A 24,929-nucleotide genomic window follows, 5' to 3' on the forward strand; every position below is an offset into this window, starting at 1 on the left:
GGCGGGAGAGGGCGGAAAGTTTCGCCGAATCGGACGTCTGTGCTGGTGGAACGGGGGTTTCCGGCGGTCACAAGGCAACCGGCGGCCTCCCGCGTCCCCGGGGCGGCGGCGGACGGGTACGGATCTCCACCAAATCTGCCCGCCCCGGTCACGCCCACTCCACCCCACACGTCGGCTCCCACCCCGCCCGCCCCACCCCTCCCGCCCGTACGGCCCGTTCCGGGCGGGCGCGGTCAGAGCAGCGGCCGGTGCAGCAGGCCGCCGCCCGCGAGGATCGCCCCGGCCAGCGCGTCCGCCGACTCCTGGACGCGCGAGGCGCGCCGCCCGTGCCGCAGCACGAAGTCCACGCCGCCCAGGTCCGGCAGCCCGCCGGCCCGCGACTGGACGCGCACCAGCCCGGCCGGAATCAGCCCTTGCGGATGCGCCATCACCCCCAGACCCGCCCGCGCAGCCGCGACCAGGCCGCCCAGCGAGCCGCTCGTCCCCGCCGGCTGCCAGGCCCGGCCGTGCCGCTCCAGCACGTCCAGCACCCGCACCCGGGTCAGCGCCGGCGGCGGGTGCGCGATGAGCGGCACCGGGCGGCGCGGGTCGAGCCGCAGCCGCTCGCCGCCTATCCACACCAGCTTGTCCCGCCACACCAGCCGCCCCGGCCCGTCCGGACCCGAGCGCTTGGCCAGGCACAGGTCGAGACCACCGGCCTCCAGCCGCTCGTGCAGCACACCGGACAGCTCCACGGTCAGCTCCAGGTCCACCTCGGGGTGGTCGTGCCGGAAGGCGGCCAGGATCTCCGGCAGCCGGGTCGGCACGAAGTCCTCCGACACCCCGAACCGCAGCCGCCCGCGCAGCCGGGTGCCGGTGAAGTACGCCGCCGCCCGCTCGTTGGCCTCCAGGATCGGCCGGGCGAAGCGCACCATGGCCTCGCCGTCCTCGGTCAGCTCCACCGCGTGCGTGTCGCGCAGGAACAGCCGGCAGCCCGCGGCCTCCTCCAGCCGCCGCACGTGCTGGCTGACGGTGGACTGGCGCAGGCCGAGCCGGTGCGCCGCCTGGGTGAAGCTCAGCGTCTGCGCGACGGCGAGGAAGGTCCGCAACTGGGCGGGCTCGAACATGGCGGCACGTTATCGCGGGCCGTGATGGCGGTCGCGTCGGTAACCGGCCATCCCTGGACGCCGGCCCGCGGGTGCGGGCGCGAACCCTCCGACCGCGCCGCCGTCACAGCCGCAGCGCGGCCACCAGCGCCACCGCGAGCGCCCACGACGTGAAGAGCCCGTACGCGAACAGCTCCCGTCCCCGGTCCCCGGCCCGCACCTGCCGCAGCAGCACCCAGCCGAAGAACAGCGCCTCCGCGCCCGCGCCCGCCACCCCGTAGACCGGGTGCCACACCCCGGCGACGAGCGCGGCGGTGGCGGCGGTGTGCAGGACCCCGGCGGCGGTCGGCACCCACCGGCGCCGGCCCTGCCGCAGCCCGAGCCGCGTCAGGTCGTCCAGCCGCTCCACCCCCGGCCCGAACCGGGTCAGCGCGGCGAGCGCCGACGGCACCACCTCCAGCAGCAGCAGGACGGTCAGGGCCGCACTGAGGACGAACACCGGGGGCTCCTTGAGGTGCGAACCGGCCGGTCGGCGCCGGTCGGCGGGCGGGCGGCCGACAGGACGCGGCCGCCGCTCAGTGTGCCCGGTCGGACGCCAGTGCGATACGGTCCTCGCCCGCGTAGACGTTCATGGAGTCGCCGCGCAGGAAGCCGATCAGGGTCAGCCCGCTCTCCCGGGCCAGGTCCACCGCGAGCGAGGACGGCGCCGACACCGCGGCCAGCACCGGTATCCCCGCCATCACCGCCTTCTGGGCCAGCTCGAAGGACGCCCGCCCGGACACCATCAGGATCCGGTCCGCGAGCGGCAGCAGGCCCTCCCGCAGCGCCCGCCCGACCAGCTTGTCGACGGCGTTGTGCCGCCCGACGTCCTCGCGCACGTCCAGCAGCCCGCCCTCGGCGTCGAACAGCGCGGCGGCGTGCAGCCCGCCCGTGCGGTCGAAGACCGCCTGCCCCTCGCGCAGCCGTTCCGGCAGCCCTGCCAGCAGCGCGGGCGTCAGCCGCGGCCCGCCCGCCGGGTCCACCGGCAGCCGGGTCGCCGTCCGCACCGCGTCCAGGCTGGCCTTGCCGCACAGCCCGCACGACGACGTCGTGTAGACGTTGCGCTCCAGCGTGATGTCCGGCACCGGCACCCCGGGCGCGAGCGTCACGTCCACGACGTTGTACGTGTTCGCGCCGTCGGCCGTCGCCCCCGCGCAGTAGACGACGTTCGCGACCTCGTCGGCGGCCGCCAGCACGCCCTCGCTCACCAGGAAACCGGTGGCCAGGGCGAAGTCGTCGCCCGGGGTGCGCATCGTGATCGCCAGCGGGCGGCCGTTCAGCCGGATCTCCAGCGGCTCCTCCGCCACCAGCGTGTCCGCCCGGTGCGCGGCGGTCCCGCCGCGGATCCGCAGCACCCGCCGCCGCTCCGTGACCCGTCCCATCCGGCCCTCTCCTCCTGCGCTCCCGCCGCGCCCCGCGGGCCGCCCCGTGCGCCCCGCGGTCCCGGCCCGGTACCAGGCGAGGGTGTCATAGGGTGATCAGGACCGCGCAGCGAGCACCACGGACTCCCAGGATGGCAGAACCGAGATGAGCGACCAGCCGACCGCCGAGCACACCCTGGAAGGCGACGAGCGGGCCCTGCAGCGGCTGCGGGAGCTGCGCGGCAGCATCGACAACCTGGACGCCGCCCTCGTCCACCTGCTCGCCGAGCGCTTCAAGTGCACCCAGCAGGTCGGCGAGCTGAAGGCCGCCCACGACCTGCCCCCCGCCGACCCGGCCCGCGAGGCCGCCCAGATCTCCCGGCTGCGCCGCCTCGCCGAGGACGCCCGGCTCGACCCCGCCTTCGCCGAGAAGTTCCTGAACTTCATCATCGACGAGGTCGTCCGCCACCACCGCGCCATCGCCGCCCGCCCCCAGCAGCCCGGCGGGAATCCCAGGTGAGAAGCACTCCGGATCCTTGGTAAGGTTGACCCAGTCACCCCGACCCAGGCGGTCGGGGCGGTCGACCCGGTCCGGGTGGCGGAATGGCAGACGCGCTAGCTTGAGGTGCTAGTGCCCTTTATCGGGCGTGGGGGTTCAAGTCCCCCCTCGGACACCAGCGAAAACCCCAGTTGATCTGGGGTTTTTCTGTTTTTCCGGGCCGCTTCCCGGGCGTTTCCCAGGCGTCTTCCGGGCGACCTCAGGACGGCAGCGCCGCGAGGAGCCCGGTCGTCGTCGCGTGCAGGCGGGCGGCGGCCGCGGGGGAGAAGGCGGGGGTGCCGGTGGGGACGCGGCGGCCCTCCAGGACGGCGGTCAGCCGGGCGGGCGGGGCCGTGAGGAAGGGCAGGACCTGGGCGACGGCCTCGGAGACGGGCTTGCCGGTCGCCTTGAGCGCCGCGACATGGGCGGCGGACGCCGGGTCGTACTCACCGGCGAAGCTCGTCGCGACGACGCCGGGGTGGTTCACGACGTAGTGCACGGCGGTGTCGGCGTAGGCCTCGGCGCAGTGCGCGGCCAGCAGGTCGCAGAGGGCGCCGCCGTGGCCGAGGGCGCCGGCTCCGGGGTAGCCGCGGCGCAGCTGGAGGTCGTCCCAGCGGACGGGTCCGGCCAGGCCCACGGCGCCGAAGGAGAGGACGACGGCCCGCTCGGCGCGGCTGAGGGGGCCGATCAGGCCGTGGCTGAGGAGATGGCGGCTGAGGTAGTACAGAGCGAAGTTGCTCTCGAAGCCGTCCGGGGTCTCCGCGCGGGTGGAGCGGTGGTAGCGCGCGCCGAGGACCAGCAGGTCGAGCGCCGGGTAGGCGGACGTGACGTGGTCGACGACGCGGTGGTTCTCCGCGACCAGGCTCAGGTCGGCCCGCAGGAAGCGCGCCCGGTCGGCGGCGCCGCTTCGGGCGGCGGCGGCCAGGAACGCCTCGCCCTTCGCCGGGTTCGTGCCGACGATCAGCACCTCGTGGCCGCGTGCCAGGTAGGTGTCGGCGAGGGCGCGGCCGATGCCGTCGGTGCCTCCGGTGATGACTGCGGTGGGCATGACCGTCCTTCCGGGTGCGCGGTGGCCCGCGCGGGGTCAGATGATTTGGTTTGATCAATCAAAGCATCGCGCGGAGTGATCCGGCAACAGCCGCCGGGGCGGGGGAGCGCGGCCGGTCAGACCGACGGGCCGCCGTACCCGGCCTCGGCCCCCGCGGCGAGCATGTGCTCCTGCACCCGGAGCAGGGTGTCGGCCGCCCGGCCCAGCTCGTCGGCCGCCGCCCCGGTGAACGCCCCGGCCAGCAGCTCGCAGCGGGCGGCCCGGACGCGCGCGAGGACGTCGCGGCCGTGCGCGGTGATGGCGATGACGCCGGCGCGGGCGTCGGCCGGGTCGGGCAGGCGGCTCACGAGCCCGTCGGCCCTCAGCGGGCGGAGCTGGAGCGACACCGTCGATATGTCGATCCGCAGGCAGTCGGCGATGTCGGACACCCGCATCGCCCCGGCGACGTCGAAGTGCTCCAGCAGCCGCAGCGCGCTCGGCGGGACGTCGCACCCCGACCGCCGGGCGACCTCGGCCCGGACGTACTTGCTCTCGCTCCAGCGGACCACCGCCGACAGGGCCACGTCGAGCCGGGCCAGCTCCGCCGGCGGCGGGGTCCGGGGGGCGGCCCCGGAGGTCGGGGCGGGGGAGGTGGCCATGCGGCCAGGTTACAAGGGGGAGAGGGCGCCGGGACGGTCAGCGCAGATCGGTGATCTCGGGGGCGTAGACGGTGCCGAGCGGCTCGGGGCCCACGTACTGCTGGCAGTTGCACTGGCGGGTCTCGAACTGCAGCGGCTGCCGGTCGGCGTCCCACAGGGAGGGCGTCTCGACGTCGGCGTGGCACTTGCCGTCGTCCCTGCCGTGCATCGCGAGGTGGTGGGTGCAGCCGCAGATCGGCTCCGGCGGGCGGTTCGCCGACGCCAGCGCGCTCTGCTTGCGCTCCTCGGCCTTGATCACGTCGAGCTTGCGTTTGTGGCGCCGGTCGGTCGCGTCCTTGATCCGCTCGCCGATGGTGCCGCCGCCGAACAGCACCACCGGAATGATCCACCACAGGTTGCCCATGCCCTGACCCCCGTCGTTCGGTGCGCCCAGCATATCGCCGCAGGCGGCCCGCCCGGCAGGCCCCGCGACGGCCCTGTGGACGGGGCCGGGCGGGGGTGGGCGGGACGGCTGCGGGCAAACGATTTGGCGTAGACGTGCCGACCCCGTAAGGTTGGGTTCACCGACGCGGGGTGGAGCAGCTCGGTAGCTCGCTGGGCTCATAACCCAGAGGTCGCAGGTTCAAATCCTGTCCCCGCTACTGAAGGAAGGGCCCGGTGCCGTCACGGCACCGGGCCCTTCCGCGTGTCCGCGCCGTGTCAGCGGCCCCCTCTGCCCGCCCGGTGTCAGTCGTCCCGTCTGTGCGCGCCGTTCCGCCCGGAGCCCTGGCGCGCCCGCTCCCGCTCGTGGACGGGCTCGTACGGCGGTACGTCCCGGCCCGGCTGGTAGTGCGGCCCCTGCCGCATGTGCCGGACGACGATCACGCAGTCCACCGCGGCCAGTGCGGCGATCGCCGCGCAGAGGGCGGCCCACCCGGGCTGGTCGAACAGGGCGAAACCGACGGCGGCGCCGATCCCCCAGACCAGGCCGCACACGGCCAGCCCGAACCGCAGCCGCAGCGGACTGCGTGCCTGCGTCGGTTCGTATCCGGTCCTTCGCATCTTCGGCATATCGGCTCCCGCTTTCCAGGCTGCCTCGCCGCGGCGCCCGGCGGAAGCCCCTGCCCGCGTCCCGGCGGTCATGGCGTACGCGTCCCGGCGCGTCGGCCGGTAGGTTGGGGGGCCGTGAGTGCCACCCTCGTCGCAAAAGACATCGCCGCCGGTCATGGCGCCCGCCGACTCTTCGACGGGCTGGACCTCGTCGTCGCGCCCGGTGACGTCGTCGGGCTCGTGGGCGTCAACGGCGCCGGCAAGTCCACGCTGCTGCGCCTGCTCGCCGGGCTGGAGGCCCCGGAGCGGGGGGACGTACGGCTCAGCCCGGTGAACGCCACCGTGGGCCACCTCCCGCAGGAGCCCGACCGCAGGGACGAGTCGGTCCGCGACTTCCTCGCCCGCAGGACCGGCGTCACCGCCGCCCAGCAGGCGCTGGACGCCGCCACGCAGGCCCTGGTCGACGAGGTGCCGGGCGCCGACGACGCCTACGCCGAGAGCCTGGAGCGCTGGCTCGCCCTCGGCGGCGCCGACCTCGACGAGCGTGCCGAGGACGCCGTCGGGGCGCTGGGCCTGGGCATCGGCCTCGACCTGCCGATGACCGCGCTGTCCGGCGGGCAGGCCGCCCGCGCCGGGCTCGCCTCGCTGCTGCTGAGCCGCTACGACGTCTTCCTGCTGGACGAGCCGACCAACGACCTGGACCTGGACGGCCTGGAGCGGCTGGAGAGGTTCGTCTCGGGCCTGCGCGCCGGTACGGTCCTGGTCAGCCACGACCGCGAGTTCCTGGCCCGCACGGTGACCCGGGTCGTCGAGCTGGACCTCGCGCAGCAGCAGGTCGCCGTCTACGGCGGCGGCTACGAGGCCTACCTGGAGGAGCGGGCCACCGCGCGCCGGCACGCCCGCGAGGAGTACGAGGAGTACGCCGACACCAGGGCGGGGCTGGAGGCGCGGGCCCGGATGCAGCGCGGCTGGATGGACAAGGGCACCCGCAACGCGCTGCGCAAGGCCCCGGACAACGACAAGAACGCCCGCCGGGCGCGTGTCGAGGGCAGCGAGAAGCAGGCGGCCAAGGCGCGGCAGACCGACCGGATGATCGAGCGGCTGGAGAAGGTCGAGGAGCCGCGCAAGGAGTGGGAGCTGCGGATGTCGATCGCCGCCGCCCCGCGCTCCGGCGCGGTCGTGGCGACGCTGAACGGCGCGGTCGTGCACCGCGGCGGCTTCCGCCTCGGCCCGGTGGACCTGCGGATCGACTGGGCCGACCGGGTCGCGATCACGGGCGCGAACGGCTCCGGCAAGTCCACCCTGCTCGCCGCGCTGCTCGGTCGGCTGCCGCTGGACGAGGGCACCGCGGCGCTCGGCCCCGGGGTGCGGATCGGCGAGGTCGACCAGGCCCGCGCCCTCTTCCGCGGGGACGAGCCGCTGCTCGACGCCTTCCGCGCCCCGGCGCCCGACATGGAGCCGGCCGAGATCCGCACCCTGCTGGCGAAGTTCGGGCTTAAAGCCGACCACGTGATGCGCCGGGCGGCCACCCTCTCGCCCGGCGAGCGCACCCGGGCGGCGCTGGCCCTGCTCCAGGCCCGCGGGGTCAACCTGCTGGTCCTGGACGAGCCGACCAACCATCTGGACCTGCCCGCGATCGAGCAGCTGGAAGCCGCCCTGGCGGAGTACGAGGGCACCCTGCTGCTGGTCACGCACGACCGGCGGATGCTGCACGCGGTGCACACCACCCGGCGGATCGAGGTCGCGGACGGGCGGATCACCGAGCGCTGACCGTACGCCCGGCCGACCGGGCGGGAACCCGATCGGACCGCGCCGCGTCCCATCGCCGACGGACACGCCACGGCGTGGCGGGAGCGGCGAGAGGGGATCGTGATGCGCCATCGGCTGCGGGTGGACGGGACCGTGCTGCCGGCCGTGCTCGTGGCGGCGGCTCTGCTGGTCGCGGGCTGCGGCTCCGCGTCGGATCCGGGCGGCGGGGTCCGCACGCTCCCGGCGCCGACCGGCGCGGACACCTCCGCGGGCACGTCCGCGGGCGGCGCGGCCGGGGACTGCGGGGACGCCTTCGTGGACCTCGCCGGCCCGGACAAGCCCGCCGGCACCGTGTGCCTGAAGGTCGGATCGACCCTGCGGGTGCGCAACGGCCCGGCCGCGCAGGCCGGCACGGTGACCGGCGACGCGCTGCGGGAGGCCGGCGCCGGGGTCTACCTCGGGGTGTCCGCCGGCCGCGCCGAGCTGGGCGGCACGAGGCGGGCCTGCCCGGACGTGCCCGGCCGGGTGAGCTGCATGTCGATCGTGCCCTGGCACCTGACCGTCGACGTCCGCTGAGCGCCTCCCCGCGGTGGGTGGACGGCGACGGGCCCGGACCGGCAGTGGGGGCCGGTCCGGGCCCGTCGCGCACACGCGGTGCGGCGTCCCGTCAGGAGGCGGGGGTCAGCTCGCGTTGAGAGCGGTGTCGTCGAGCAGGAAGGACGTCGCCAGGGTGGAGTCCTCGGCGCCGGTGAACTTCAGGGTGACGGTCTTGCCGACGTAGGAGCTGAGGCTGACGCTGTGCTGCACGTAGCCGGTGCCCTGGTTGACGTTGCTGTAGCTGGCCACCGTGGTGCCGTTGGCGGTGACGGTGAACTTGTCGTACGCCGTGCTCGTGCCCTCGTCGGAGGAGACGTAGAGGTAGAAGCTCAGGTTCGCGGTGGAGCAGCTGGCGGGGATGGTCACCGACTGGGAGAGTGTGTCGGTGTGGGTGCTGCCGTAGCCGTCGAACCAGGCCTTGTAGGAGCCGGAGTGCGCCGGAGCGTCGGTGCTGCTGTCGATGACGCCGGAGGACGAGGTCCAGCCGGTGCTGCCGCTCTCGAAGCCGGGGTTGGCGAGCAGCTGGCCCGCGGTGCAGGTGCCGCCGCCGCCGGACGTGGTGACCGCCCAGCTGAAGGACGCCGAGCCGGAGGCGCCGGTGGAGTCCGAGGCGGTGACGGTGACGGAGGAGGTGCCGGCCGTCGTCGGGGTGCCGGAGATCAGGCCGGTGGAGGAGTTGACGCTCAGGCCCGCGGGCAGGCCGGAGGCGGAGTAGGTCAGGCTCTGGCCGGAGGCCGAGTCGCTGGCGTGGATCTGCAGGCTGACCGCGGTGCCCACGACGGTGGACTGGCTGCCGGGGCTGGTCACGGTCACGGTGTTGCCGCCCGTGGAGCCGCCGTTGGTGAAGGCGGACGTGCCGTTCGGGGTGCCGAGGCCGGTCGGGCCGTCGTAGCCGGTCGTCGCGGTGCACAGGTAGCTGCCGCCGCACGAGCCGTTGCTGCCGCTGGTGACGTCGTTCAGCGCGCCGGTGTGGGAGTACGGGTACGACGCCGGGGTGGTGCCGGAGGCCGGGGTGCCGGCCAGGGCGTAGACCGAGGCGATGATCGGCGACGAGGCGCTGGTGCCGCCGTAGACCTGCCAGCCGCTGGCCTGGTAGCTGTCGTAGACGGCCAGGCCGGTGGCCGGGTCGGCGACGGCGGAGACGTCGGCGACGGTGCGCTTGGAGCAGCCGGAGTCGGTCTGCCAGGTCGGCTTGGCGTCGTAGGACGAGCAGCCGGAGCCGGTGCCCTCGGTGCTGGAGGTGTTCCAGACCGACTCGGTCCAGCCGCGGCTGGTGCCGCTGGCGCGGTTGAGCGCGGTGCCGCCGACGGCGGTGACGTACTTCGACGCGGCAGGGTACTCCGCGCCGTAGCCCTCGTCACCGGAGCTGACGGTGATGGCGACGCCCGGGTGGTTGAAGTACGACGAGTCGTAGCTGGTGTCGGAGGAGGACTCGCCGCCGCCGTAGCTGTTGGAGACGTACTTCGCGCCGAGGGAGACGGCCTCGTTCACCGCGGTGCCCAGGTTGGCCATGCTCGCGCTGGTGGCCTCGACCAGCAGGATGTGGCACTGCGGGCAGACCGCGCTGACCATGTCGAGGTCGAGCGAGATCTCACCGGCCCAGCCGGAGTCGGCGGTCGGGTAGCTGGTGCCGCCGGTCTGGTTGACCTTCTTGAAGCAGCCGTTGGCCGTGGTGCAGGCGGGCAGGCCGTACTGGCTGCGGTAGGTCGCCAGGTCGGCCTCGGCGTTGGGGTCGTCCTGGGCGTCGACGATGGCCACCGTGGCGCCGGAGCCGGCCGACGACGGCAGGGCGTAGGCGCTCTGCAGGTCGGTCGGGCCGTAGCCGGACGGCGTGGCGTCGGGGCTGATGCCCATGTGGTGCACGACGTCGGTGCGGGCCAGCGCCAGGCAGGACATACCGTCCGGCGTGGTCGCTCTGGCACACAGATGCGCGGTGGTCGAGCTCGCCGAGCTGCCGGTCGCGCCGGTGGCGGCGGTCCCGGTGGTGGGTACGGCGGCCGCGGACGACGGGGCCGCGGCGGCGAGCATGCCGCCGGTGATCAGCGCGCCCGAGGCGACGATCGCCACCGCGGCGCGGCGGACGGCTCGTCTGATCGGGCCGGGACTTGTCAGCTGCAATGAACTGCCCTCCGTGGGGGATCGGCTCCCGAGGGTCCGCCGGGACGGTCAAATCTGTCAGGGTCATGACAAGTAACCATCAGGCGGTAGAGCCCGGGACATTCGTGTGGCGCACGTTCACCGGTGATCACGTCGACGAGAGTTGTCAACGTCCGTTCACTGCCACCACGTTCAGTGGTGGCCACGTTGAAGGTAGTGAAACCCGCGCCAAGGGACCACCGGGTAATGGCAAAGCCTTTCTCTCGAAACCGTGGTCACAGGGGCCCCGTCCGCTCCCCCGAACGATCAGGGACGTATACGTTGTGACCCGATGAACACCGAGGAAGAGTCCGTGGGAGACCTTGTCGCGCTGGGTCTCGCGCGCTACGAGGCGCGGGTCTACCTCGCCCTGGTGCGCCGTGAGTCCTACACCGCCGCCGAGGTCGCGCGCGCCGCCGACGTACCCCGGCAGCGGGTCTACGACGTGCTGGACGCCCTCGTCCGGCGGCGGCTCGCCGTCGCGCACCCCGGGCGCGTGGCCACCTTCTCCGCCGTCGACCCGGAGCTGGCCGTCGCCCGGCTGATGACCCTTCAGCGCGAGCAGCTGGAGCGCCTCGACCGGGTCTCCACCGCGCTGACCGCCGCGCTCGTACCGGTCTGGACGGACGGCCGGGACCAGACCGTTCCGCTGGACTACGTCGAGATCCTGCGCGACCCCAAGGCCATCGCGGAGGCCTTCGCCGACATCCAGGCACACGCCCGCGAGGAACTGCTCAGCTTCTGCAAACCGCCCTTCGTCGCCCCCGCCGCCAACACCGCCGGCATCCGCGCCACCCGCCGGCTGCACCGCTCCGGCGGCACGGTGCGGGCCATCTACACCCGCGACGCGCTCGACGACGCCGAGGTGCTGGAGAACGTACGGCGCTTCGGCGCGGCCGGCGAGGAATGCCGCTTCACCGACGAACTGCCGCTCAAGCTCATCGTCGCCGACGCCCGGCTGGTGCTGTGCGACATGCCCGACCCGGTCGCCGGAACCGGCGCGACCACCGCGCTCTACATCGAGCACCCCGCACTGGCCGCCTGCCTGAGGCTGGCCTTCCTCACCGTGTGGGGCACCTCCCGCACCGCGTCCGGCGCTCTCGCCCCCGACACCGGAGCCATCCACTCCTGACACGCGCGCGTACGCCCCTGACCACGGGCTCCGGAGCTACAGTGAGCGCGTGGCCGTGTTCCTGCTCGGCTTGGGCGCCGCCTGCTGCCTCGGCTTCGGTTTCGTGCTGCAGCAGCGCGCGGCAGCCCGTGCCCCGCTCGCGGACTTCCTGTCCTTCCGGCTGCTGCTCGACCTGATCCACATGCCCGACTGGCTGCTGGGCGTCGGGCTCATGGTGTGCGGCCAGGTGCTCGGCGCCATCGCCCTCGGCTACGGCGAGATCTCGCTGGTCGAGCCGCTCACCGCCACCAACCTGCTCTTCGCCATGGCGCTGTCCCGCAAGCTGTCCGGCCAGCCGCTGGGCTGGAACGGCTGGCTCGGCGTCGCGCTGCTCGCCCTCGGCGTCACCGCCTTCATCGTCGCCGGACGCCCCAGGGGCGGCGGCGCGGAGGCCGGTGCGCTGCGGCACTGGCTGGTCTTCGGCACCGTCGCCGGGATCGCCCTGCTGCTCACTCTCAAGGCCCGCCGGCTGCCCCGGTCCGGCGAGGCGGCGCTGCTGGGCCTGGCCGCGGGGCTGCTCTACGGGCTCCAGGACTCGCTCACCCGGGTGTGCGGCCAGATCGTCCAGGACCAGGGCATCGACCGGCTCCTGGTGTCCTGGCAGCCGTACGCGGTGGGCGGGCTGGGGCTGACCGGCATGCTGCTGGTGCAGAGCGCCTTCGAGATGGCACCGCTGCGGATGTCGCTGCCGTCGCTCACCGCCGCCCAGCCGATCGCCGGCATCGTGTGCGGGGTGGGCTTCCTCGGCGACCGGCTGCGGGTCACCACGGGCGCGCTGGCCTGGGAGGCCGCGGGGCTCGCGGCGATCGTGGTGGGCGTGGTGCTGCTCGGGCGGCACCCCGCGATGCCCGCCGGAAGCGCCGAACGCGAACCCGTCGGCGCGACCCGGCTGCGCTGACGCCCTGCCGCCCCCGCGTCACGCGGCCCCTCCGTCACATGGCCCGCCCGTTCCGGTCCGTACCACCGCCCGGTCCCGGTGGGGGCTCCGCGGGCGTGGTGGTCGGGTACGGCGCCGAGACGGTCGGAAACCGTCAGACCGCTGGCACACGCGGTCGAAAGCGGTCGCGAAACGCCCAAAGATGCGGACCTTACGGTTTCCCGCGCTGGTGGGGAGCGGTTTTCACGACACTCGTGGCATGAGGGCGGAAGCCGCCGGACGACCGGCGGCGCCTGCGGGGACTCACAACCGAAGGCGATGGTGGGTGCGGTCATGGACGTCCGCGGGAGGATCGCGCACGACCAGGTCCCGGCTCCTGGGCCGTACGAAGGTGTGTGGCGCTTCACCGCCGCCGCCGTGGACGCCTCGGTGCCCCAGGTACGGCACGGGGTGCGCACCCTCGTCACGGACCTCGGGGTGCCGATCGACGACGACATCCTCTACGGGCTGCTGGTGATCGTCTCCGAACTGGTCACCAACGCCGTCAAGCACGCGGCCGTGCTGTCGCCCGAGCTGGGCGTGGAGGTCGCGGTCGGTCCGGACTGGATCAGGGTCGCGGTCGAGGACCAGCACCCGTACCGCCCCAAGGCGCTGGAGACCGACCACGCCAGGACCGGCGGCCGCGGGCTGCTCCTGGTCAAGACGATCACCTCGGAGGCGGGCGGCAGCTGCGACGTGGCGCAGACCGCGTCCGGCGGCAAGGTGATCTGGGCGGCCATGCCCCTGTGCCCGCCCGCCCCCTGACCCCCTGACCCCCTGGCCCGCCGCCCGCCGGAGCCGGGCGGCACCCGCGGGTGGCTACCAGCCCGCGCCGCCCCCGGTCACCTCGCGCACCGCGGGCAGCGCCGCGTCCAGCACCGTGCCGAACCACGCCGAGAAGGTGCCGTCCGCCCGCCGCTTGGCCAGCTCCTCGGGCGTGACGAAGGCGGTGTCGTCGATCTCCTCCGGGTCCGGCCGCAGCTCGCCGCCCACCAGTCCCACGAAGAGGTGGTTGAACTCCTGCTCCACCAGGCCCGACGCCGGGTCCGGGTGGTTGTAGCGCACCGTGCCCGCCTCGCGCATCAGCACCGGCGCGGCCCCCAGCTCCTCGGCGGTGCGCCGCGCCGCGGCGACGAACGGCGGCTCGCCCGGGTAGGGGTGCCCGCAGCAGGTGTTGGACCACACGCCGGGGGAGTGGTACTTGCCCAGGGCCCTGCGCTGGAGCAGCATCCGGCCCTCGCCGTCGAAGAGGAAGACCGAGAAGGCACGGTGCAGCCGGCCCGGGGCCGTGTGCGCCGACAGCTTCTCGGCTGTGCCGATCGTCACACCGTCCTCGTCGACCAGTTCCAGCATGATCGGCTCCGCGGCCTCGTCCGTGGACGGCGGCGTGGCGGGGGTGCCGGCGGCAGGGCTGGTAGGCATAACCATCCTTCGTGTTTCGACGACGGGTCCTCAGTCTGCCTCACCCGGACACCCACTGATCGCGCACTCCGCGGGACCCGTCCATGGTGCGGCTATACCCGCACGTCAGGACATGCGCCGGGATATGCCGGTGACACCGGCTCACGGTGGTGCGGGGGTGGTACGGGGGCGCTGCGCGGGGGCGCGCGACGCCCTCAGTGGCACAGCCGCGCCTCGTGCTCGGCGTGCCCGGCCGGCTCCAGCTGGAAGGTGCAGTGCTCGACGTCGAAGTGGGTGCCGAGGCAGCCCTGGAGGTCGTGCAGCATCTTCTCGTACCCCACCTCCTCCAGCACGTCCTGGCTGACCACCACGTGCGCCGACAGCACCGGCATCCCCGAGGTGATGGTCCAGGCGTGCAGGTCGTGCAGGCCCTCCACACCCTTGAGCGCCTCGATGTGGTCCCGCACCGCCGCCATGTCCACGTCCCTCGGCGCGGCCTCCAGCAGCACGTCCACCGCCTCGCGCAGCAGCCGCCAGGTGCGCGGCACGATCAGCACGCCGATCAGCAGCGACGCCACCGCGTCCGCCTCGCGCCAGCCGGTGGTGAGGAAGACGACGGCCGCCACCACGACCGCGAAGGAACCCAGCGCGTCGGCCATCACCTCCAGGAAGGCCCCGCGCACGTTCAGGCTCTCGCGCTGGCCGCCCATCAGGACCAGCAGCGAGACGGTGTTCGCGGCCAGGCCGATCAGGCCGAACACGATCGTGGCGCCGCCCGCGAAGTGCTCCGGGGACACCAGCCGGGAGATGCCCTCGGCGAAGATGAAGGCGCCGACACCGAAGAGCAGCACCGCGTTGAGCACCGCGGCCAGGATCTCGGCGCGCGCGTAGCCGAAGGTGCGCTGCTCGCTCGCCGGGCGGGCGGCGATGTGCACCGCCAGCAGCGCCATCGCGATGCCCGCGGCGTCGGTGGCCATGTGCCCGGCGTCGGCGAGCAGCGCGAGCGACCCGGTGATCAGGCTCCCGGCGACCTCGGTGGCCAGCACCAGCACGGTGATGCAGAGCGCCACCAGCAGCCGCCCGCGGTGCTCGGCGGTCGCGGTGCCGAGCCCGTGCGCGTGGCCGTGCCCGCCGTGCCCGTGCCCGTGGCCGCGGGTACCCCCGTGCCCGTGGCCGTGGCCGGCCCCGCCGTGCCGGGTGTCCTCGGCGGGCTCGCTGTGTGCTGCCCCCATCGGCGCGTCCCCTTCCCTTTTGCGCTGCCGTGTGCCGTTCTGGAATCGGCCGACGCGGAAGGTGCCCGGGGTACAGCGAACCTCCGGCCGCGGCGGCCAGTCAACACCGGTCACCCCTGGTGGGCAAGCCGGTACTGGAGACCGTTGTCATGTGCGGTGACCTGCGATGATGTGCCACGCGGCAGGGCTGCGGGAAAGGCCGTCGAGGTCACCCGGACGCAGTAGTCGTGGGGGTGGTTGTCGGGGCGCCGCCGATCGCGCATGATGATCACGCCGTACGCGCCAAGTTTGGGCCAATACTCGGTGAACGACTCTTGTCGTCCATCCGATAGCCTCGGCCGTCGTGCCGGGCGGTCCGCTGCGCCGCCGCAAACCGCCCGCGAGCACGGCCTTCGCACACGTTCAGGGAGTGGGTTCCTCTGCCGACCGCAATTCTCACCGGTCCGCCCGCCGCAGGTTCGCCGTCGCCGCTGGCCGACGACCTGCGGGCGCTGGGGTTCCAGGTCGTCGAGGCGGACACGTCCGGCGCCGTGGCGGCCCGGATCACCGGGATCGCCGCGGGCGAGCGGGTGGCCGTGGTGGACCGCCGATTCCGCGGGCACCGGCACGCGCTGCGGCTGGCCCTGACCGACCCGCGCTTCGACGCCGCCGCCGTGACCGGCGCCCTGACCGTACGCCCCGCCGCCCGCCCCGCCCTGCTGCGCGCCCTCGCGGCCCCGGCGCCGGGCGGCCAGGCCGCGGGCGCGCCGCGCTCCGCCGCACAGCCGGGCGCGGCCGCGACCCCCGCGACCACCCCGGGCACCGCGCCGCAGACCGAGGCGGCGGGAGCCGTCGCCGTCGAGGCGCAGGCGGGCGCCGTGTCGCTGCCCGCCCCGCGCCGCGGCGACGCGACGGACGTGCTGCCCGACGCGCTCGCCACCCGGCTGGAGGCCCAGGGCGAGTCCGTGCACCGCCCCGAGCTGGGCGTCCTGGTCGCCCAGGTGCCCGTGGACGCCGCCGCCGCACAGGCCGCGGACGCCGCCGTCGCGGCCGTCGACGAGGAGCCGGTGCGGCTGCGCAGCGCCGTGAAGTCCCGCGACGGCTTCTTCACCACCCACTGCATCAGCCCCTACTCGCGCTACATCGCGCGCTGGTGCGCCCGCCGCGGCCTCACCCCGAACCAGGTGACGACCGCCTCGCTGCTGGTCGCCCTGATCGCCGCGGCCTGCGCGGCCACCGGCACCCGCGGCGGCTTCGTCGCCGCCGGCGTGCTGCTGATCGCCTCCTTCGTGCTGGACTGCACCGACGGCCAGCTCGCCCGCTACTCGCTCCAGTACTCCACGCTCGGCGCCTGGCTCGACGCGACCTTCGACCGCGCCAAGGAGTACGCCTACTACGCGGGCCTCGCGCTGGGCGCCGCCCGCGGCGGCGACGACGTGTGGGCGCTCGCGCTCGGCGCCATGGTGCTGCAGACCTGCCGGCACGTCGTCGACTTCGCCTTCAACGAGGCCAACCACGACGCCACCGCCAACACCAGCCCCACCGCCGCGCTGTCCGACAAGCTGGACAGCGTCGGCTGGACGGTGTGGGCGCGCCGGATGATAGTGCTGCCGATCGGCGAGCGCTGGGCCCTGATAGCGGTGCTGACCGCGGTCAGCACCCCCCGGATCACCTTCGTGGTGCTGCTCGTCGGCTGCGCCCTCGCCGCCTGCTACACCACCGCGGGACGCGTCCTGCGCTCGCTCACCCGGCGGGCCACCCGCACCGACCGCGCCGCTGGCGCGCTCGCCGACCTGGCCGACAGCGGCCCGCTCGCGCAGGCCCTGGCGGCCGCGCTGCGCCCGCTCGCCCGCCGGCTGCCCGGCTTCGCCGCCCCGGCCGCCGCGCTGGTGGGCGCGGGCGCCGTGACCGCGACCGCCGCGCTCGCCCCCGTCGGCAGCTGGTACCCGGTGCTCGCCGCGGTGGTCTACGTCGTGACCTCGGCCCTGGCCGTCGCGCTGCCGCTCAAGGGCGCGCTGGACTGGCTGGTCCCGCCGCTGCTGCGGGCGGGGGAGTACGGCACCGCGCTGGCGCTCGCCGCCGTCTGCGGGGTGAACGGGGCGTTGCCCGCCGCTTTCTGCCTGGTTGCCGCCGTCGCCTACCATCACTACGACACGGTGTACCGCATACGCGGGGGCGCCGGAGCGCCGCCGCGGGCCGTGGTGCTGGCCGCCGGCGGACACGAGGGCCGCACGCTGGTCGTGGCCCTGACGGCGGCCGTCGCCGCGCACCACACCGGCTTCACGGCCACGCTGGCGGTGCTCGCCGGCGTCATCGCGCTGCTGGTCGCGTCCGAGAGCATCCGCTTCTGGGTGACCTCGGGGACCGCCGCGGCCGTACACGACGAATCAGGAGAACCCGCATGATCGGCCTCGTGCTGGCAGCCGGCGCAGGCAGGCGCCTGCGCCCCTACACCGACACCCTGCCCAAGGCCCTGGTGCCGGTCGGCCCGCAGGACGCGCCCGAGAGCCTGACCGTGCTCGACCTCACGCTGCGCAACTTCGCCGAGGTCGGCCTCACCGAGGCCGCGATCGTCGTCGGCTACCGCAAGGAGGCCGTCTACGCGCGGCAGGCCGCGCTGGAGGCCGCCTACGGCCTGAAGCTGACGCTCGTCGACAACGACAAGGCCGAGGAGTGGAACAACGCGTACTCCCTGTGGTGCGCGCGCGGCCTGTTCGACCAGGGTGTGATTCTGGCCAACGGCGACACCGTCCACCCCGTCTCCGTCGAGCGCACGCTGCTCGCCGCGCGCGGCGAGGGCCGCCGGATGATCCTGGCGCTGGACACCGCCAAGCAGCTCGCCGACGAGGAGATGAAGGTCGTCGCCGAGCCCGGCCGCGGGGTGCGCCGGATCACCAAGCTCATGGACCCGGCCGAGGCCACCGGCGAGTACATCGGGGTGACCCTCATCGAGCCCGAGGCGGCCGCCGACCTCGCCGACGCCCTCAAGGCCACCTTCGAGCGCGACCCGGACCTGTACTACGAGGACGGCTACCAGGAGATGGTCGACCGCGGCCTGACCGTGGACGTGGCCCCGATCGGCGACGTGGCGTGGGTCGAGATCGACAACCACGCCGACCTCGTCAAGGGCCGGGAGATCGCGTGCCAGTACTGACCCGGCTGATCCCCTCGCCGGTCGTCGTCGACATCCGTTCCGGCGCCCTGGCCCACCTGTCGCGGCTGCTGGCCGACCAGCGGATCTCCACCTCGGGCAAGCTCGCCTTCGCCGTCAGCGACGGCTCGGGCGCCCGGCTGCGCGAGGCGCTGGCCCCCGAGATGCCCGGCGCCGACTGGTTCCCGGTCGCCGGCGGCACCATCGACGCGGCCGTCACGCTCGCCGACGCCATGCGCGGCAAGCGCTACGACGCCGTCGTGGGCCTGGGCGGCGGCAAGATCATCGACGTCACGAAGTACGCCGCCGCCCGCGTCGGCCTGCCGATGGTCGCCGTGGCCACCAACCTGTCGCACGACGGCATCTGCTCGCCCGTCTCCACCCTGGACAACGACAACGGCCGCGGCTCGTACGGCGTGCCCACGCCCATCGCGGTGGTCGTCGACCCGGACGTCATCCGGGAGGCGCCGGCCCGCTACGTGCGCGCCGGAATCGGCGACGCGATCTCCAACCTCTCGGCCATCGCCGACTGGGAGCTGTCGCACCGCGAGACCGGCGAGCGCATCGACGGCCTCGCCGCGGCCATGGCCCGCAGCGCGGGCGAGGCCATACTGCGCCACCCCGGCGGGATCGGCGACGACGACTTCCTCGGCGTCCTCGCCGAGGGCCTGGTGCTCTCCGGGATCGCCATGTCCATCAGCGGCGACACCCGGCCCTCCTCCGGCGCCTGCCACGAGATCAGCCACGCCTTCGACCTGCTCTTCCCCGCCCGTGCGGCCGCGCACGGCGAGCAGGTCGGCCTCGGCGCCGCCTTCGCGATGCACCTGCGCGGCGAGCCCGAGGTCTCCGGCCTGATCGCGCAGACGCTGCGGCGGCACGGCCTGCCGGTGCTGCCTTCGGAGATGGGCTTCACCGAGGCGGAATTCACCGAGGCGGTGCTCTTCGCCCCGCAGACCCGCCCCGGCCGCTTCACGATCCTGGAACACCTCGACCTGTCCGCCACCGAGATCAGGGACGCGTACGCCGACTATGCCAAAACCATCAGTAGCTGAACTGCGACCGGTCGTGCACCCCCCGGGTGTGAAGGACCGGCGCAGCGGCGAGCACTGGGCCGGGCGGCTCTACATGCGCGAGGTCTCCCTGCGCATAGACCGGCACCTGGTGCCGACCTCCGTCACACCCAACCAGCTGACGTACCTGATGACCGTCTTCGGCGTGCTCGCCGCCCCGGCCCTGCTGGTGCCCGGGATCACCGGAGCCGTCCTCGGCGTGCTGATGGTGCAGATGTACCTGCTGCTCGACTGCGTGGACGGCGAGATCGCCCGCTGGAAGAAGCAGTACTCGCTCAGTGGTGTCTACCTCGACCGGGTCGGTGCCTACCTCACCGACGCGGCCGTGCTGGTCGGCTTCGGGCTGCGGGCCGCCGACCTGTTCGGCGACGGCCGGATCGACTGGCTGTGGGCCTTCCTGGGCACCCTCGCCGCGCTCGGCGCCGTCCTGATCAAGGCCGAGACCGACCTGGTCGGCGTCGCCCGGCACCAGGGCGGGCTGCCGCCGGTCAAGGAGGCCGCGTCCGAGCCGCGCTCGTCCGGTGTCGCGCTCGCCCGCCGGGCCGCCTCGGCGCTGATGTTCCACCGGCTGATCCTGGGCATCGAGGCCTCGCTGCTGATCCTGGTGCTGGCGGTCGTCGACCAGATCCGCGGCGACCTGTTCTTCACCCGGCTCGGCGTCGCGGTTCTGGCCGGAATCGCTCTTTTGCAGACCCTGCTGCATCTCGTATCGGTCCTCGTCTCCAGCAGGCTGAAGTGAGGCGGGCATGGCGGGCATGAGCGAGCCGCTCACGGTCGGCGCGGTCGTCCTGACGATGGGCAACCGGCCGGTCGAGCTCCAGGCGCTGCTGGACTCGGTGGCCAAGCAGCAGGGGCCCGCGATCGAGGTCGCGGTGGTCGGCAACGGCGCCCCGCTGCCGCCGCTGCCGTCCGGTGTGCGCTCCGTGGAACTGCCGGAGAACCTGGGCATCCCCGGCGGCCGCAACGTCGGCATCGAGCTGTTCGGTCCCGGCGGCAGCGAGGTCGACGTGCTGCTCTTCCTGGACGACGACGGGCTGCTGCCCGGCGACGACACCGCGGAACTGGTACGCGCCGCGTTCGCCGCCGACCCGCGGCTCGGCATCATCAGCTTCCGGATCGCCGACCCGGACACCGGGGTCACCCAGCGCCGCCACGTGCCCAGGCTGCGCGCGTCCGACCCCATGCGCAGCTCGCGCGTGACGACCTTCCTGGGCGGCGCGAACGCGGTCCGCACCGCGGTGCTGGGAGAGGTCGGGCTGCTTCCGGCCGAGTTCTTCTACGCGCACGAGGAGACGGACCTGGCCTGGCGCGCACTCGACGCCGGCTGGATGATCGACTACCGTTCCGACCTCGTACTGCACCATCCGGCGACCTCGCCGGCCCGGCACGCGGTCTACCACCGCATGGTGGCCCGCAACCGGGTGTGGCTGGCCCGGCGGAACCTGCCGTGGCTGCTGGTCCCCGTCTATCTCGGCGTGTGGTTCGCCCTGACGCTGCTGCGGCGGCCGTCCGGTGCGGCACTGCGCGCGTGGCTCGGCGGCTTCCGTGAGGGCTGGGCGACGTCCGCCGGCGCGCGGCGGCCGATGAAGTGGCGGACGGTCTGGCGGTTGACCCGACTGGGCCGACCGCCGATCATCTGACAAGCTCGGACCTGAGAGCATCAGGCGCAGCCCGGGACCCCCTGCACCCGGCGCGCACATTGAGGACGAAAGTGTCAACTGTGAGCGAGACAACGCACAATGGTGCGGTCGCCGTCGGAGCGCCACCGGCGCCCACGGCCGATGACGGCCTCAGTCCCTCCCAGCTCGCCGCAAAGTACGGGCTGACCGTCAGCGGTGCCCGTCCGGGGCTGGCGGAATACACCCGGCAGCTGTGGGGCCGCCGACATTTCATCAACGAGTTCGCCAAGGCCCGCACGGCCGCGCAGTACACGCAGGCCCGCCTCGGCCAGCTCTGGCAGGTCATGACGCCGCTGCTGAACGCGGCCGTCTACTACCTGATCTTCGGCGTGCTGATCGGGACCAGGAAGGGCATCGACAACTTCATCGCCTTCCTCGTCACCGGTATCTTCATCTACACCTTCACGCAGACGTCCGTGATGGCCGGTGTGCGGTCGGTCGCGGGCAACATCGGCCTCATCCGGGCGCTGCACTTCCCGCGCGCGTCCATGCCGATCGCGTTCACGCTGATGCAGCTCCAGCAGCTCATGATGTCGATGTTCGTGCTGGTCGCCATCGTCCTCATGACCGGTGAGACGCCGAACGCCAAGTGGCTGATCCTGATCCCCGCGCTGCTCACCCAGTGGATCTTCAACACCGGCCTGGCCATGGTCATGGCCCGGCTCGGCAGTAAGATGACCGACCTGGCGCAGCTGATGCCGTTCATCCTGCGCACCTGGATGTACACCTCGGGTGTCATGTACAGCATCGACAACCTGACGGCGCACGCCCCGCACTACGTCAAGGTCCTGCTCGACATCAACCCGGTGGCGGTCTACATCGACCTCGCGCGGTTCGCACTGATCGACAGCTTCACCTCCGCGCAGCTCCCGCCGCACGTGTGGATGTCGGCGGTCGGATGGGCCGTACTGGCGGGACTCGGCGGCTACATCTACTTCTGGAAGGCGGAGGAGCAGTATGGCCGTGGCTGAACCGCAGCCCGTCGCGCAGGAAAAGCGCACGGCGCAGGCCCGTATCCCGACTGTCATCGTGGACGACGTCCACATCGTCTACAAGGTGTACGGCGCCGGTACCGGCAAGGGCAACGCGGCGACCGCGCTCGCCCGGCTGGTGCTGCGCCGCGGGGGCAACCCGAACGTGCGCCGGGTGCACGCCGTCAAGGGCGTGACCTTCACCGCCTACCGCGGCGAGGCGATCGGCATCATCGGGTCCAACGGCTCGGGCAAGTCCACCCTGCTGCGCTCCATCGCGGGCCTGCTGCCGCCGGAGAGCGGCAAGATCTACACCGACGGCCAGCCGTCGCTGCTCGGCGTCAACGCGGCCCTCATGGGCGATCTGACCGGCGAGAAGAACGTGCTGCTCGGCGGCCTGGCGATGGGTATGACGCCGGAGGAGATCCGCAGCCGCTACAAGGGCATCGTGGACTTCTCCGGGATCAACGACAAGGGCGACTTCATCTCGCTGCCGATGCGCACCTACTCCTCCGGCATGGGGGCCCGGCTGCGCTTCTCGATCGCCGCGGCCAAGAACCACGACGTGCTGCTCATCGACGAGGCGCTGGCCACCGGTGACCGGCAGTTCCAGCGCCGGTCCGAGGCCCGGATCCGCGAGCTGCGCAAGGAGGCCGGCACGGTCTTCCTGGTCAGCCACAGCAACGGCGCCATCCGCGACACCTGCGACCGCGTGGTGTGGCTGGAGAAGGGCGAGCTGCTGATGGACGGCCCCACCGAGGAGGTCCTCGAGGCCTACGAGGCGCACACCGGCAAGTAGCCCCCGCGTGCCCACGGGCGGCCCGCCGCCGCTTCCACCCCCCGCCGGATCCCCCGGCGGGGGGTGCGTGCTGTGCCGCCGCGGGCGTGCGCCGCGGTCCCGCGCCGCTCGGGGCGCCCCCGGCGTACGCCTGAGCGTTGCCCGACGTAAGCTGTACCGGTGCTGGGGAGCCCTTTCAAGATCGAAACCGGGTGCCGGACGCCCGGCGCGGCGGCGTGTCCGAAATGGGAAGATTCGTCCGGGCGGTGTAGAACGGGGGATGTGGCGGCCATGACGAATGGGACCATCCTGCTCCGGGGCACCTGTCCCGCCTGTCTGCCGGGCAGCCCGCGGTGACCGCGGCCGACACGTCGCGGGCCGTTCTGGACAAGGCCGCGCGCGAGAACTTCCCCGTGGCCCCGGTCTTCCTGCCGCGCGCCTGGCGCCAGGACCTCACGGCGGTCTACGGGTTCGCCCGGCTGGTGGACGACATCGGTGACGGCGACCTCGCCGATGGCGGCCGCCCCGACGCCGTCCTGCTGGGCCTGGAGCCCGAGGCGGCCGGCGACCGCATCGCCATGCTGGACGCCTTCGAGGCCGACCTGGGGCGGGTCTTCGACGGCCCCGGCGAGCCGTCGCACCCGCTGCTGCGGGCGCTGCGTCCGACCGTGCGCAAGCACGCCCTGACACCCGAGCCCTTCCTGGGCCTGATCGCGGCCAACCGCCAGGACCAGAGCGTCGCGCGCTACGCGACCTACGCGGACCTGCTCGCCTACTGCGAGCTGTCCGCCAATCCGGTGGGCCGCCTCGTGCTGTCCATCACCGGCACCTCGACGCCGGAAAGGGTGCGGCGCTCCGACGCCGTGTGCACCGCACTGCAAATCGTCGAGCATATCCAGGACGTCGCGGAGGATCTCGCCCGGGACCGGGTGTATCTGCCTGCGGAGGACATGAAACGCTACGCGGTGGACGAGGCCGACCTCGCACAGCCGCAGGCCGGTCCGCAGGTCAAGGCACTGGTCGCGTTCGAGGCCGAACGCGCCCGCGAGCTGTTGTATGAAGGTGCTCCCCTCGTGGGTAGCGTCCGTGGCAGGCTTCGGCTGTTGCTCGCGGGATTCGTCGGCGGCGGGCGCGCGGCGCTGAAATCGGTCGAGCGGGCCGGATACGACGTGCTTGCGGGTTCGCCCAAAGCCACCAAGAGCGGCCTGCTGCGCGAAGTGGGGTCGACATTGCGAAGAGAGGGGTGAGCAGGACCGTGAGCGGTTCCGCCCACACGTCCGGTCCGGTACTTGCTGCATACAGGTACTGTGAGGCCGTGACCGGCCACGAGGCCCGTAACTTCGCCTATGGCATCCGGCTGCTGCCCGCCGCAAAGCGGCAGGCCATGTCGGCTCTCTACGCCTTCTCGCGGCGGGTCGACGACATCGGCGACGGCGATCTCGCACCCGCCGAGAAAATCGAACGCCTGGAGTCCACCCGCGACCTGCTCACCCGGGTGCGCGGCGGCGAGGTCCGGGAGGACGACACCGATCCGGTCGCCGTCGCCCTCGCCGACGCGGCACGGGTATTCCCCCTTCCGCTCGAAGGGCTGGACGAACTCATCGACGGCGTTCTGATGGACGTCCGGGGTGAGTCCTACGAGACCTGGGACGACCTGGCCGTTTACTGCCGTTGTGTGGCAGGTGCCATCGGACGGCTGTCGCTGGGCGTGTTCGGCACCGTAAATGGGCACGATCATGTGCGTGCCGCCGAATACGCCGACACGCTCGGCCTCGCCCTGCAACTCACCAACATCCTGCGCGACGTCCGCGAGGACGCGGGCAACGGACGGACCTATCTGCCTGCCCAGGATCTGGCGAAATTCGGCTGCGCCGCCGGTTTCCACAGTGACGTCCCGCCGGCCGGATCCGATTTCGCCGGCCTGGTGGAATTCGAGGTGCGCCGCGCCCGCGCGCTCTTCGCCACCGGCTACCGGCTGCTCCCCATGCTCGACCGCCGCAGTGGCGCCTGCGTGGCGGCCATGGCGGGCATCTACCGCCGGCTGCTGGAGCGGATCGCCGCCGACCCCGACGCCGTACTGCGCGGCCGGGTGTCGCTGCCCGGCCGGGAGAAGGCCTACGTCGCCGTCCGCGGCCTCGCGGGCCTGGACGCGCGCCTGGTCGCCTCCCGCGCCCCCCGGGGTGACAGATGAGACCCACCCGCGGATGCGCGGGTCCACGGCACGCGGCACAGCAGACGGAACATCACCACCCGGCGCCCGTACGACGCCAGGCAACCTGCCACCGCTCCTTCGCGTCCCCTCCCGCGACGGTGTGCCGCAGCCCGCGGCGCACGGCGGAAGACCAGGTCAGAGACCGGGTC

25 protein-coding genes and 2 tRNA genes are annotated in these 24,929 nt (G+C 73.3%); 17 read left to right on the forward strand and 10 right to left on the reverse strand.

Annotated elements, in window-relative coordinates:
- Nucleotides 1–233: 233 nt before the first annotated feature.
- From ACH4PY_RS11215 to fdhD, 3 genes are all read right to left on the reverse strand, one after another.
- The gene (locus ACH4PY_RS11215) at nt 234–1,106 is read right to left on the reverse strand and encodes a LysR family transcriptional regulator (RefSeq protein WP_398178990.1); all 873 of its coding nucleotides are present in this window, start codon (nt 1,104–1,106) and stop codon (nt 234–236) included.
- A gap of 103 nt (nt 1,107–1,209) precedes the next feature.
- On the reverse strand, nt 1,210–1,584 hold the full coding sequence (locus ACH4PY_RS11220) for a hypothetical protein (protein ID WP_398178993.1): 375 nt from the start codon (nt 1,582–1,584) through the stop codon (nt 1,210–1,212).
- A gap of 76 nt (nt 1,585–1,660) precedes the next feature.
- The gene (gene fdhD / locus ACH4PY_RS11225) at nt 1,661–2,506 is read right to left on the reverse strand and encodes a formate dehydrogenase accessory sulfurtransferase FdhD (protein ID WP_398178996.1); all 846 of its coding nucleotides are present in this window, start codon (nt 2,504–2,506) and stop codon (nt 1,661–1,663) included.
- Between the two features lie 145 nt (nt 2,507–2,651).
- On the opposite strand from fdhD, the gene ACH4PY_RS11230 reads away from it, so the two are divergent.
- Together ACH4PY_RS11230 and ACH4PY_RS11235 are read left to right on the forward strand one after the other, a co-directional pair.
- Nucleotides 2,652–3,005: a chorismate mutase gene (locus ACH4PY_RS11230; protein ID WP_398178999.1), complete on the forward strand. Its 354-nt coding sequence runs from the start codon at nt 2,652–2,654 to the stop codon at nt 3,003–3,005.
- 69 nt (nt 3,006–3,074) lie between these two features.
- Nucleotides 3,075–3,162, forward strand: a tRNA-Leu gene (locus ACH4PY_RS11235).
- 81 nt (nt 3,163–3,243) lie between these two features.
- Here ACH4PY_RS11235 and ACH4PY_RS11240 read toward each other — a convergent pair.
- The 3 genes from ACH4PY_RS11240 to ACH4PY_RS11250 all read right to left on the reverse strand — a co-directional run bounded on the left by ACH4PY_RS11240 (nt 3,244) and on the right by ACH4PY_RS11250 (nt 5,112).
- The gene (locus ACH4PY_RS11240) at nt 3,244–4,071 is read right to left on the reverse strand and encodes an SDR family NAD(P)-dependent oxidoreductase (protein ID WP_398179002.1); all 828 of its coding nucleotides are present in this window, start codon (nt 4,069–4,071) and stop codon (nt 3,244–3,246) included.
- A 116-nt stretch (nt 4,072–4,187) separates the two neighbouring features.
- A complete protein-coding gene (locus ACH4PY_RS11245; protein ID WP_398179005.1) occupies nt 4,188–4,709 on the reverse strand; it encodes a MarR family winged helix-turn-helix transcriptional regulator in 522 nt (173 codons plus the stop codon).
- A 37-nt stretch (nt 4,710–4,746) separates the two neighbouring features.
- Nucleotides 4,747–5,112 (reverse strand): hypothetical protein, encoded by a 366-nt coding sequence (locus tag ACH4PY_RS11250; RefSeq protein WP_398179009.1) that lies wholly within the window; start codon nt 5,110–5,112, stop codon nt 4,747–4,749.
- A gap of 164 nt (nt 5,113–5,276) precedes the next feature.
- Between ACH4PY_RS11250 and ACH4PY_RS11255 the strand changes: the two genes are divergently transcribed.
- Nucleotides 5,277–5,350: transfer RNA gene (locus ACH4PY_RS11255), tRNA-Met, on the forward strand.
- Between the two features lie 85 nt (nt 5,351–5,435).
- Here ACH4PY_RS11255 and ACH4PY_RS11260 read toward each other — a convergent pair.
- Nucleotides 5,436–5,759 carry a DUF6343 family protein gene (locus ACH4PY_RS11260; protein ID WP_398179012.1) on the reverse strand — a complete coding sequence of 108 codons (324 nt, stop codon included), beginning with the start codon at nt 5,757–5,759 and terminating at the stop codon, nt 5,436–5,438.
- A 114-nt stretch (nt 5,760–5,873) separates the two neighbouring features.
- On the opposite strand from ACH4PY_RS11260, the gene ACH4PY_RS11265 reads away from it, so the two are divergent.
- Together ACH4PY_RS11265 and ACH4PY_RS11270 are read left to right on the forward strand one after the other, a co-directional pair.
- On the forward strand, nt 5,874–7,508 hold the full coding sequence (locus ACH4PY_RS11265; RefSeq protein WP_398179015.1) for an ABC-F family ATP-binding cassette domain-containing protein: 1,635 nt from the start codon (nt 5,874–5,876) through the stop codon (nt 7,506–7,508).
- Nucleotides 7,509–7,610: 102 nt separating this feature from the next.
- Complete coding sequence (locus tag ACH4PY_RS11270; RefSeq protein ID WP_398179018.1) at nt 7,611–8,063, forward strand: hypothetical protein; 453 nt, start codon at nt 7,611–7,613, stop codon at nt 8,061–8,063.
- A 105-nt stretch (nt 8,064–8,168) separates the two neighbouring features.
- Here the strand turns inward: ACH4PY_RS11270 and ACH4PY_RS11275 are convergent, their stop codons facing one another.
- Nucleotides 8,169–10,112, reverse strand: a complete 1,944-nt coding sequence (locus tag ACH4PY_RS11275) for a putative Ig domain-containing protein (protein ID WP_398179351.1) — start codon at nt 10,110–10,112, stop codon at nt 8,169–8,171.
- 400 nt (nt 10,113–10,512) lie between these two features.
- Between ACH4PY_RS11275 and ACH4PY_RS11280 the strand changes: the two genes are divergently transcribed.
- From ACH4PY_RS11280 to ACH4PY_RS11290, 3 genes are all read left to right on the forward strand, one after another.
- The gene (locus tag ACH4PY_RS11280) at nt 10,513–11,352 is read left to right on the forward strand and encodes a TrmB family transcriptional regulator (protein ID WP_398179021.1); all 840 of its coding nucleotides are present in this window, start codon (nt 10,513–10,515) and stop codon (nt 11,350–11,352) included.
- A 49-nt stretch (nt 11,353–11,401) separates the two neighbouring features.
- On the forward strand, nt 11,402–12,289 hold the full coding sequence (locus ACH4PY_RS11285) for a DMT family transporter (RefSeq protein WP_398179024.1): 888 nt from the start codon (nt 11,402–11,404) through the stop codon (nt 12,287–12,289).
- Nucleotides 12,290–12,601: 312 nt separating this feature from the next.
- A complete protein-coding gene (locus ACH4PY_RS11290) occupies nt 12,602–13,072 on the forward strand; it encodes an ATP-binding protein (protein ID WP_398179027.1) in 471 nt (156 codons plus the stop codon).
- Between the two features lie 54 nt (nt 13,073–13,126).
- On the opposite strand, the gene idi is transcribed toward ACH4PY_RS11290, so the two are convergent.
- Together idi and ACH4PY_RS11300 are read right to left on the reverse strand one after the other, a co-directional pair.
- Entirely contained in the window at nt 13,127–13,729 is a 603-nt protein-coding gene (idi, locus tag ACH4PY_RS11295) for an isopentenyl-diphosphate Delta-isomerase (RefSeq protein WP_398179030.1), read from the reverse strand.
- Between the two features lie 194 nt (nt 13,730–13,923).
- A complete protein-coding gene (locus tag ACH4PY_RS11300) occupies nt 13,924–14,940 on the reverse strand; it encodes a cation diffusion facilitator family transporter (protein WP_398179033.1) in 1,017 nt (338 codons plus the stop codon).
- Nucleotides 14,941–15,422: 482 nt separating this feature from the next.
- On the opposite strand from ACH4PY_RS11300, the gene ACH4PY_RS11305 reads away from it, so the two are divergent.
- From ACH4PY_RS11305 to hpnD, 9 genes are all read left to right on the forward strand, one after another.
- Nucleotides 15,423–17,324 carry a DUF5941 domain-containing protein gene (locus ACH4PY_RS11305; RefSeq protein ID WP_398179354.1) on the forward strand — a complete coding sequence of 634 codons (1,902 nt, stop codon included), beginning with the start codon at nt 15,423–15,425 and terminating at the stop codon, nt 17,322–17,324.
- Nucleotides 17,321–18,073, forward strand: a complete 753-nt coding sequence (locus tag ACH4PY_RS11310; RefSeq protein ID WP_398179036.1) for a sugar phosphate nucleotidyltransferase — start codon at nt 17,321–17,323, stop codon at nt 18,071–18,073. Before ACH4PY_RS11305 ends, ACH4PY_RS11310 begins: the two co-directional genes overlap by 4 nt.
- A complete protein-coding gene (locus ACH4PY_RS11315) occupies nt 18,061–19,122 on the forward strand; it encodes an iron-containing alcohol dehydrogenase family protein (protein WP_398179039.1) in 1,062 nt (353 codons plus the stop codon). The genes ACH4PY_RS11310 and ACH4PY_RS11315 overlap by 13 nt, the downstream gene beginning before the upstream one ends.
- Complete coding sequence (locus tag ACH4PY_RS11320; protein ID WP_398179043.1) at nt 19,100–19,879, forward strand: CDP-alcohol phosphatidyltransferase family protein; 780 nt, start codon at nt 19,100–19,102, stop codon at nt 19,877–19,879. The genes ACH4PY_RS11315 and ACH4PY_RS11320 overlap by 23 nt, the downstream gene beginning before the upstream one ends.
- A 16-nt stretch (nt 19,880–19,895) precedes the next feature.
- Entirely contained in the window at nt 19,896–20,780 is an 885-nt protein-coding gene (locus ACH4PY_RS11325) for a glycosyltransferase family 2 protein (protein WP_398179046.1), read from the forward strand.
- Nucleotides 20,781–20,860: 80 nt separating this feature from the next.
- Nucleotides 20,861–21,790 carry an ABC transporter permease gene (locus ACH4PY_RS11330; protein ID WP_398179049.1) on the forward strand — a complete coding sequence of 310 codons (930 nt, stop codon included), beginning with the start codon at nt 20,861–20,863 and terminating at the stop codon, nt 21,788–21,790.
- Nucleotides 21,777–22,589, forward strand: coding sequence for an ABC transporter ATP-binding protein (locus ACH4PY_RS11335; RefSeq protein ID WP_398179052.1), 813 nt, complete (start codon nt 21,777–21,779; stop codon nt 22,587–22,589). The genes ACH4PY_RS11330 and ACH4PY_RS11335 overlap by 14 nt, the downstream gene beginning before the upstream one ends.
- Nucleotides 22,590–22,891: 302 nt before the next feature.
- Nucleotides 22,892–23,815 carry a squalene synthase HpnC gene (hpnC, locus tag ACH4PY_RS11340; RefSeq protein WP_398179357.1) on the forward strand — a complete coding sequence of 308 codons (924 nt, stop codon included), beginning with the start codon at nt 22,892–22,894 and terminating at the stop codon, nt 23,813–23,815.
- On the forward strand, nt 23,812–24,759 hold the full coding sequence (gene hpnD, locus ACH4PY_RS11345) for a presqualene diphosphate synthase HpnD (RefSeq protein WP_398179055.1): 948 nt from the start codon (nt 23,812–23,814) through the stop codon (nt 24,757–24,759). The genes hpnC and hpnD overlap by 4 nt, the downstream gene beginning before the upstream one ends.
- Nucleotides 24,760–24,929: the final 170 nt, after the last annotated feature.

Origin of the sequence: Streptomyces sp. NPDC021224 (genome assembly GCF_044332905.1) — a bacterium.
Lineage (GTDB): Bacteria > Actinomycetota > Actinomycetes > Streptomycetales > Streptomycetaceae > Actinacidiphila.

Bases quoted from the DNA above. Each gene is read 5' to 3' on its own strand.
- ACH4PY_RS11215 (WP_398178990.1), bottom strand. From the start codon at position 1,106: ATGTTCGAGCCCGCCCAGTTGCGGACCTTCCTCGCCGTCGCGCAGACG.
- fdhD (WP_398178996.1), bottom strand. From the start codon at position 2,506: ATGGGACGGGTCACGGAGCGGCGGCGGGTGCTGCGGATCCGCGGCGGG.
- ACH4PY_RS11230 (WP_398178999.1), top strand. From the start codon at position 2,652: ATGAGCGACCAGCCGACCGCCGAGCACACCCTGGAAGGCGACGAGCGG.
- ACH4PY_RS11240 (WP_398179002.1), bottom strand. From the start codon at position 4,071: ATGCCCACCGCAGTCATCACCGGAGGCACCGACGGCATCGGCCGCGCC.
- ACH4PY_RS11245 (WP_398179005.1), bottom strand. From the start codon at position 4,709: ATGGCCACCTCCCCCGCCCCGACCTCCGGGGCCGCCCCCCGGACCCCG.
- ACH4PY_RS11250 (WP_398179009.1), bottom strand. From the start codon at position 5,112: ATGGGCAACCTGTGGTGGATCATTCCGGTGGTGCTGTTCGGCGGCGGC.
- ACH4PY_RS11260 (WP_398179012.1), bottom strand. From the start codon at position 5,759: ATGCCGAAGATGCGAAGGACCGGATACGAACCGACGCAGGCACGCAGT.
- ACH4PY_RS11270 (WP_398179018.1), top strand. From the start codon at position 7,611: ATGCGCCATCGGCTGCGGGTGGACGGGACCGTGCTGCCGGCCGTGCTC.
- ACH4PY_RS11275 (WP_398179351.1), bottom strand. From the start codon at position 10,112: ATGCTCGCCGCCGCGGCCCCGTCGTCCGCGGCCGCCGTACCCACCACC.
- ACH4PY_RS11280 (WP_398179021.1), top strand. From the start codon at position 10,513: ATGAACACCGAGGAAGAGTCCGTGGGAGACCTTGTCGCGCTGGGTCTC.
- ACH4PY_RS11290 (WP_398179027.1), top strand. From the start codon at position 12,602: ATGGACGTCCGCGGGAGGATCGCGCACGACCAGGTCCCGGCTCCTGGG.
- idi (WP_398179030.1), bottom strand. From the start codon at position 13,729: ATGCCTACCAGCCCTGCCGCCGGCACCCCCGCCACGCCGCCGTCCACG.
- ACH4PY_RS11300 (WP_398179033.1), bottom strand. From the start codon at position 14,940: ATGGGGGCAGCACACAGCGAGCCCGCCGAGGACACCCGGCACGGCGGG.
- ACH4PY_RS11310 (WP_398179036.1), top strand. From the start codon at position 17,321: ATGATCGGCCTCGTGCTGGCAGCCGGCGCAGGCAGGCGCCTGCGCCCC.
- ACH4PY_RS11320 (WP_398179043.1), top strand. From the start codon at position 19,100: ATGCCAAAACCATCAGTAGCTGAACTGCGACCGGTCGTGCACCCCCCG.
- ACH4PY_RS11325 (WP_398179046.1), top strand. From the start codon at position 19,896: ATGAGCGAGCCGCTCACGGTCGGCGCGGTCGTCCTGACGATGGGCAAC.
- ACH4PY_RS11335 (WP_398179052.1), top strand. From the start codon at position 21,777: ATGGCCGTGGCTGAACCGCAGCCCGTCGCGCAGGAAAAGCGCACGGCG.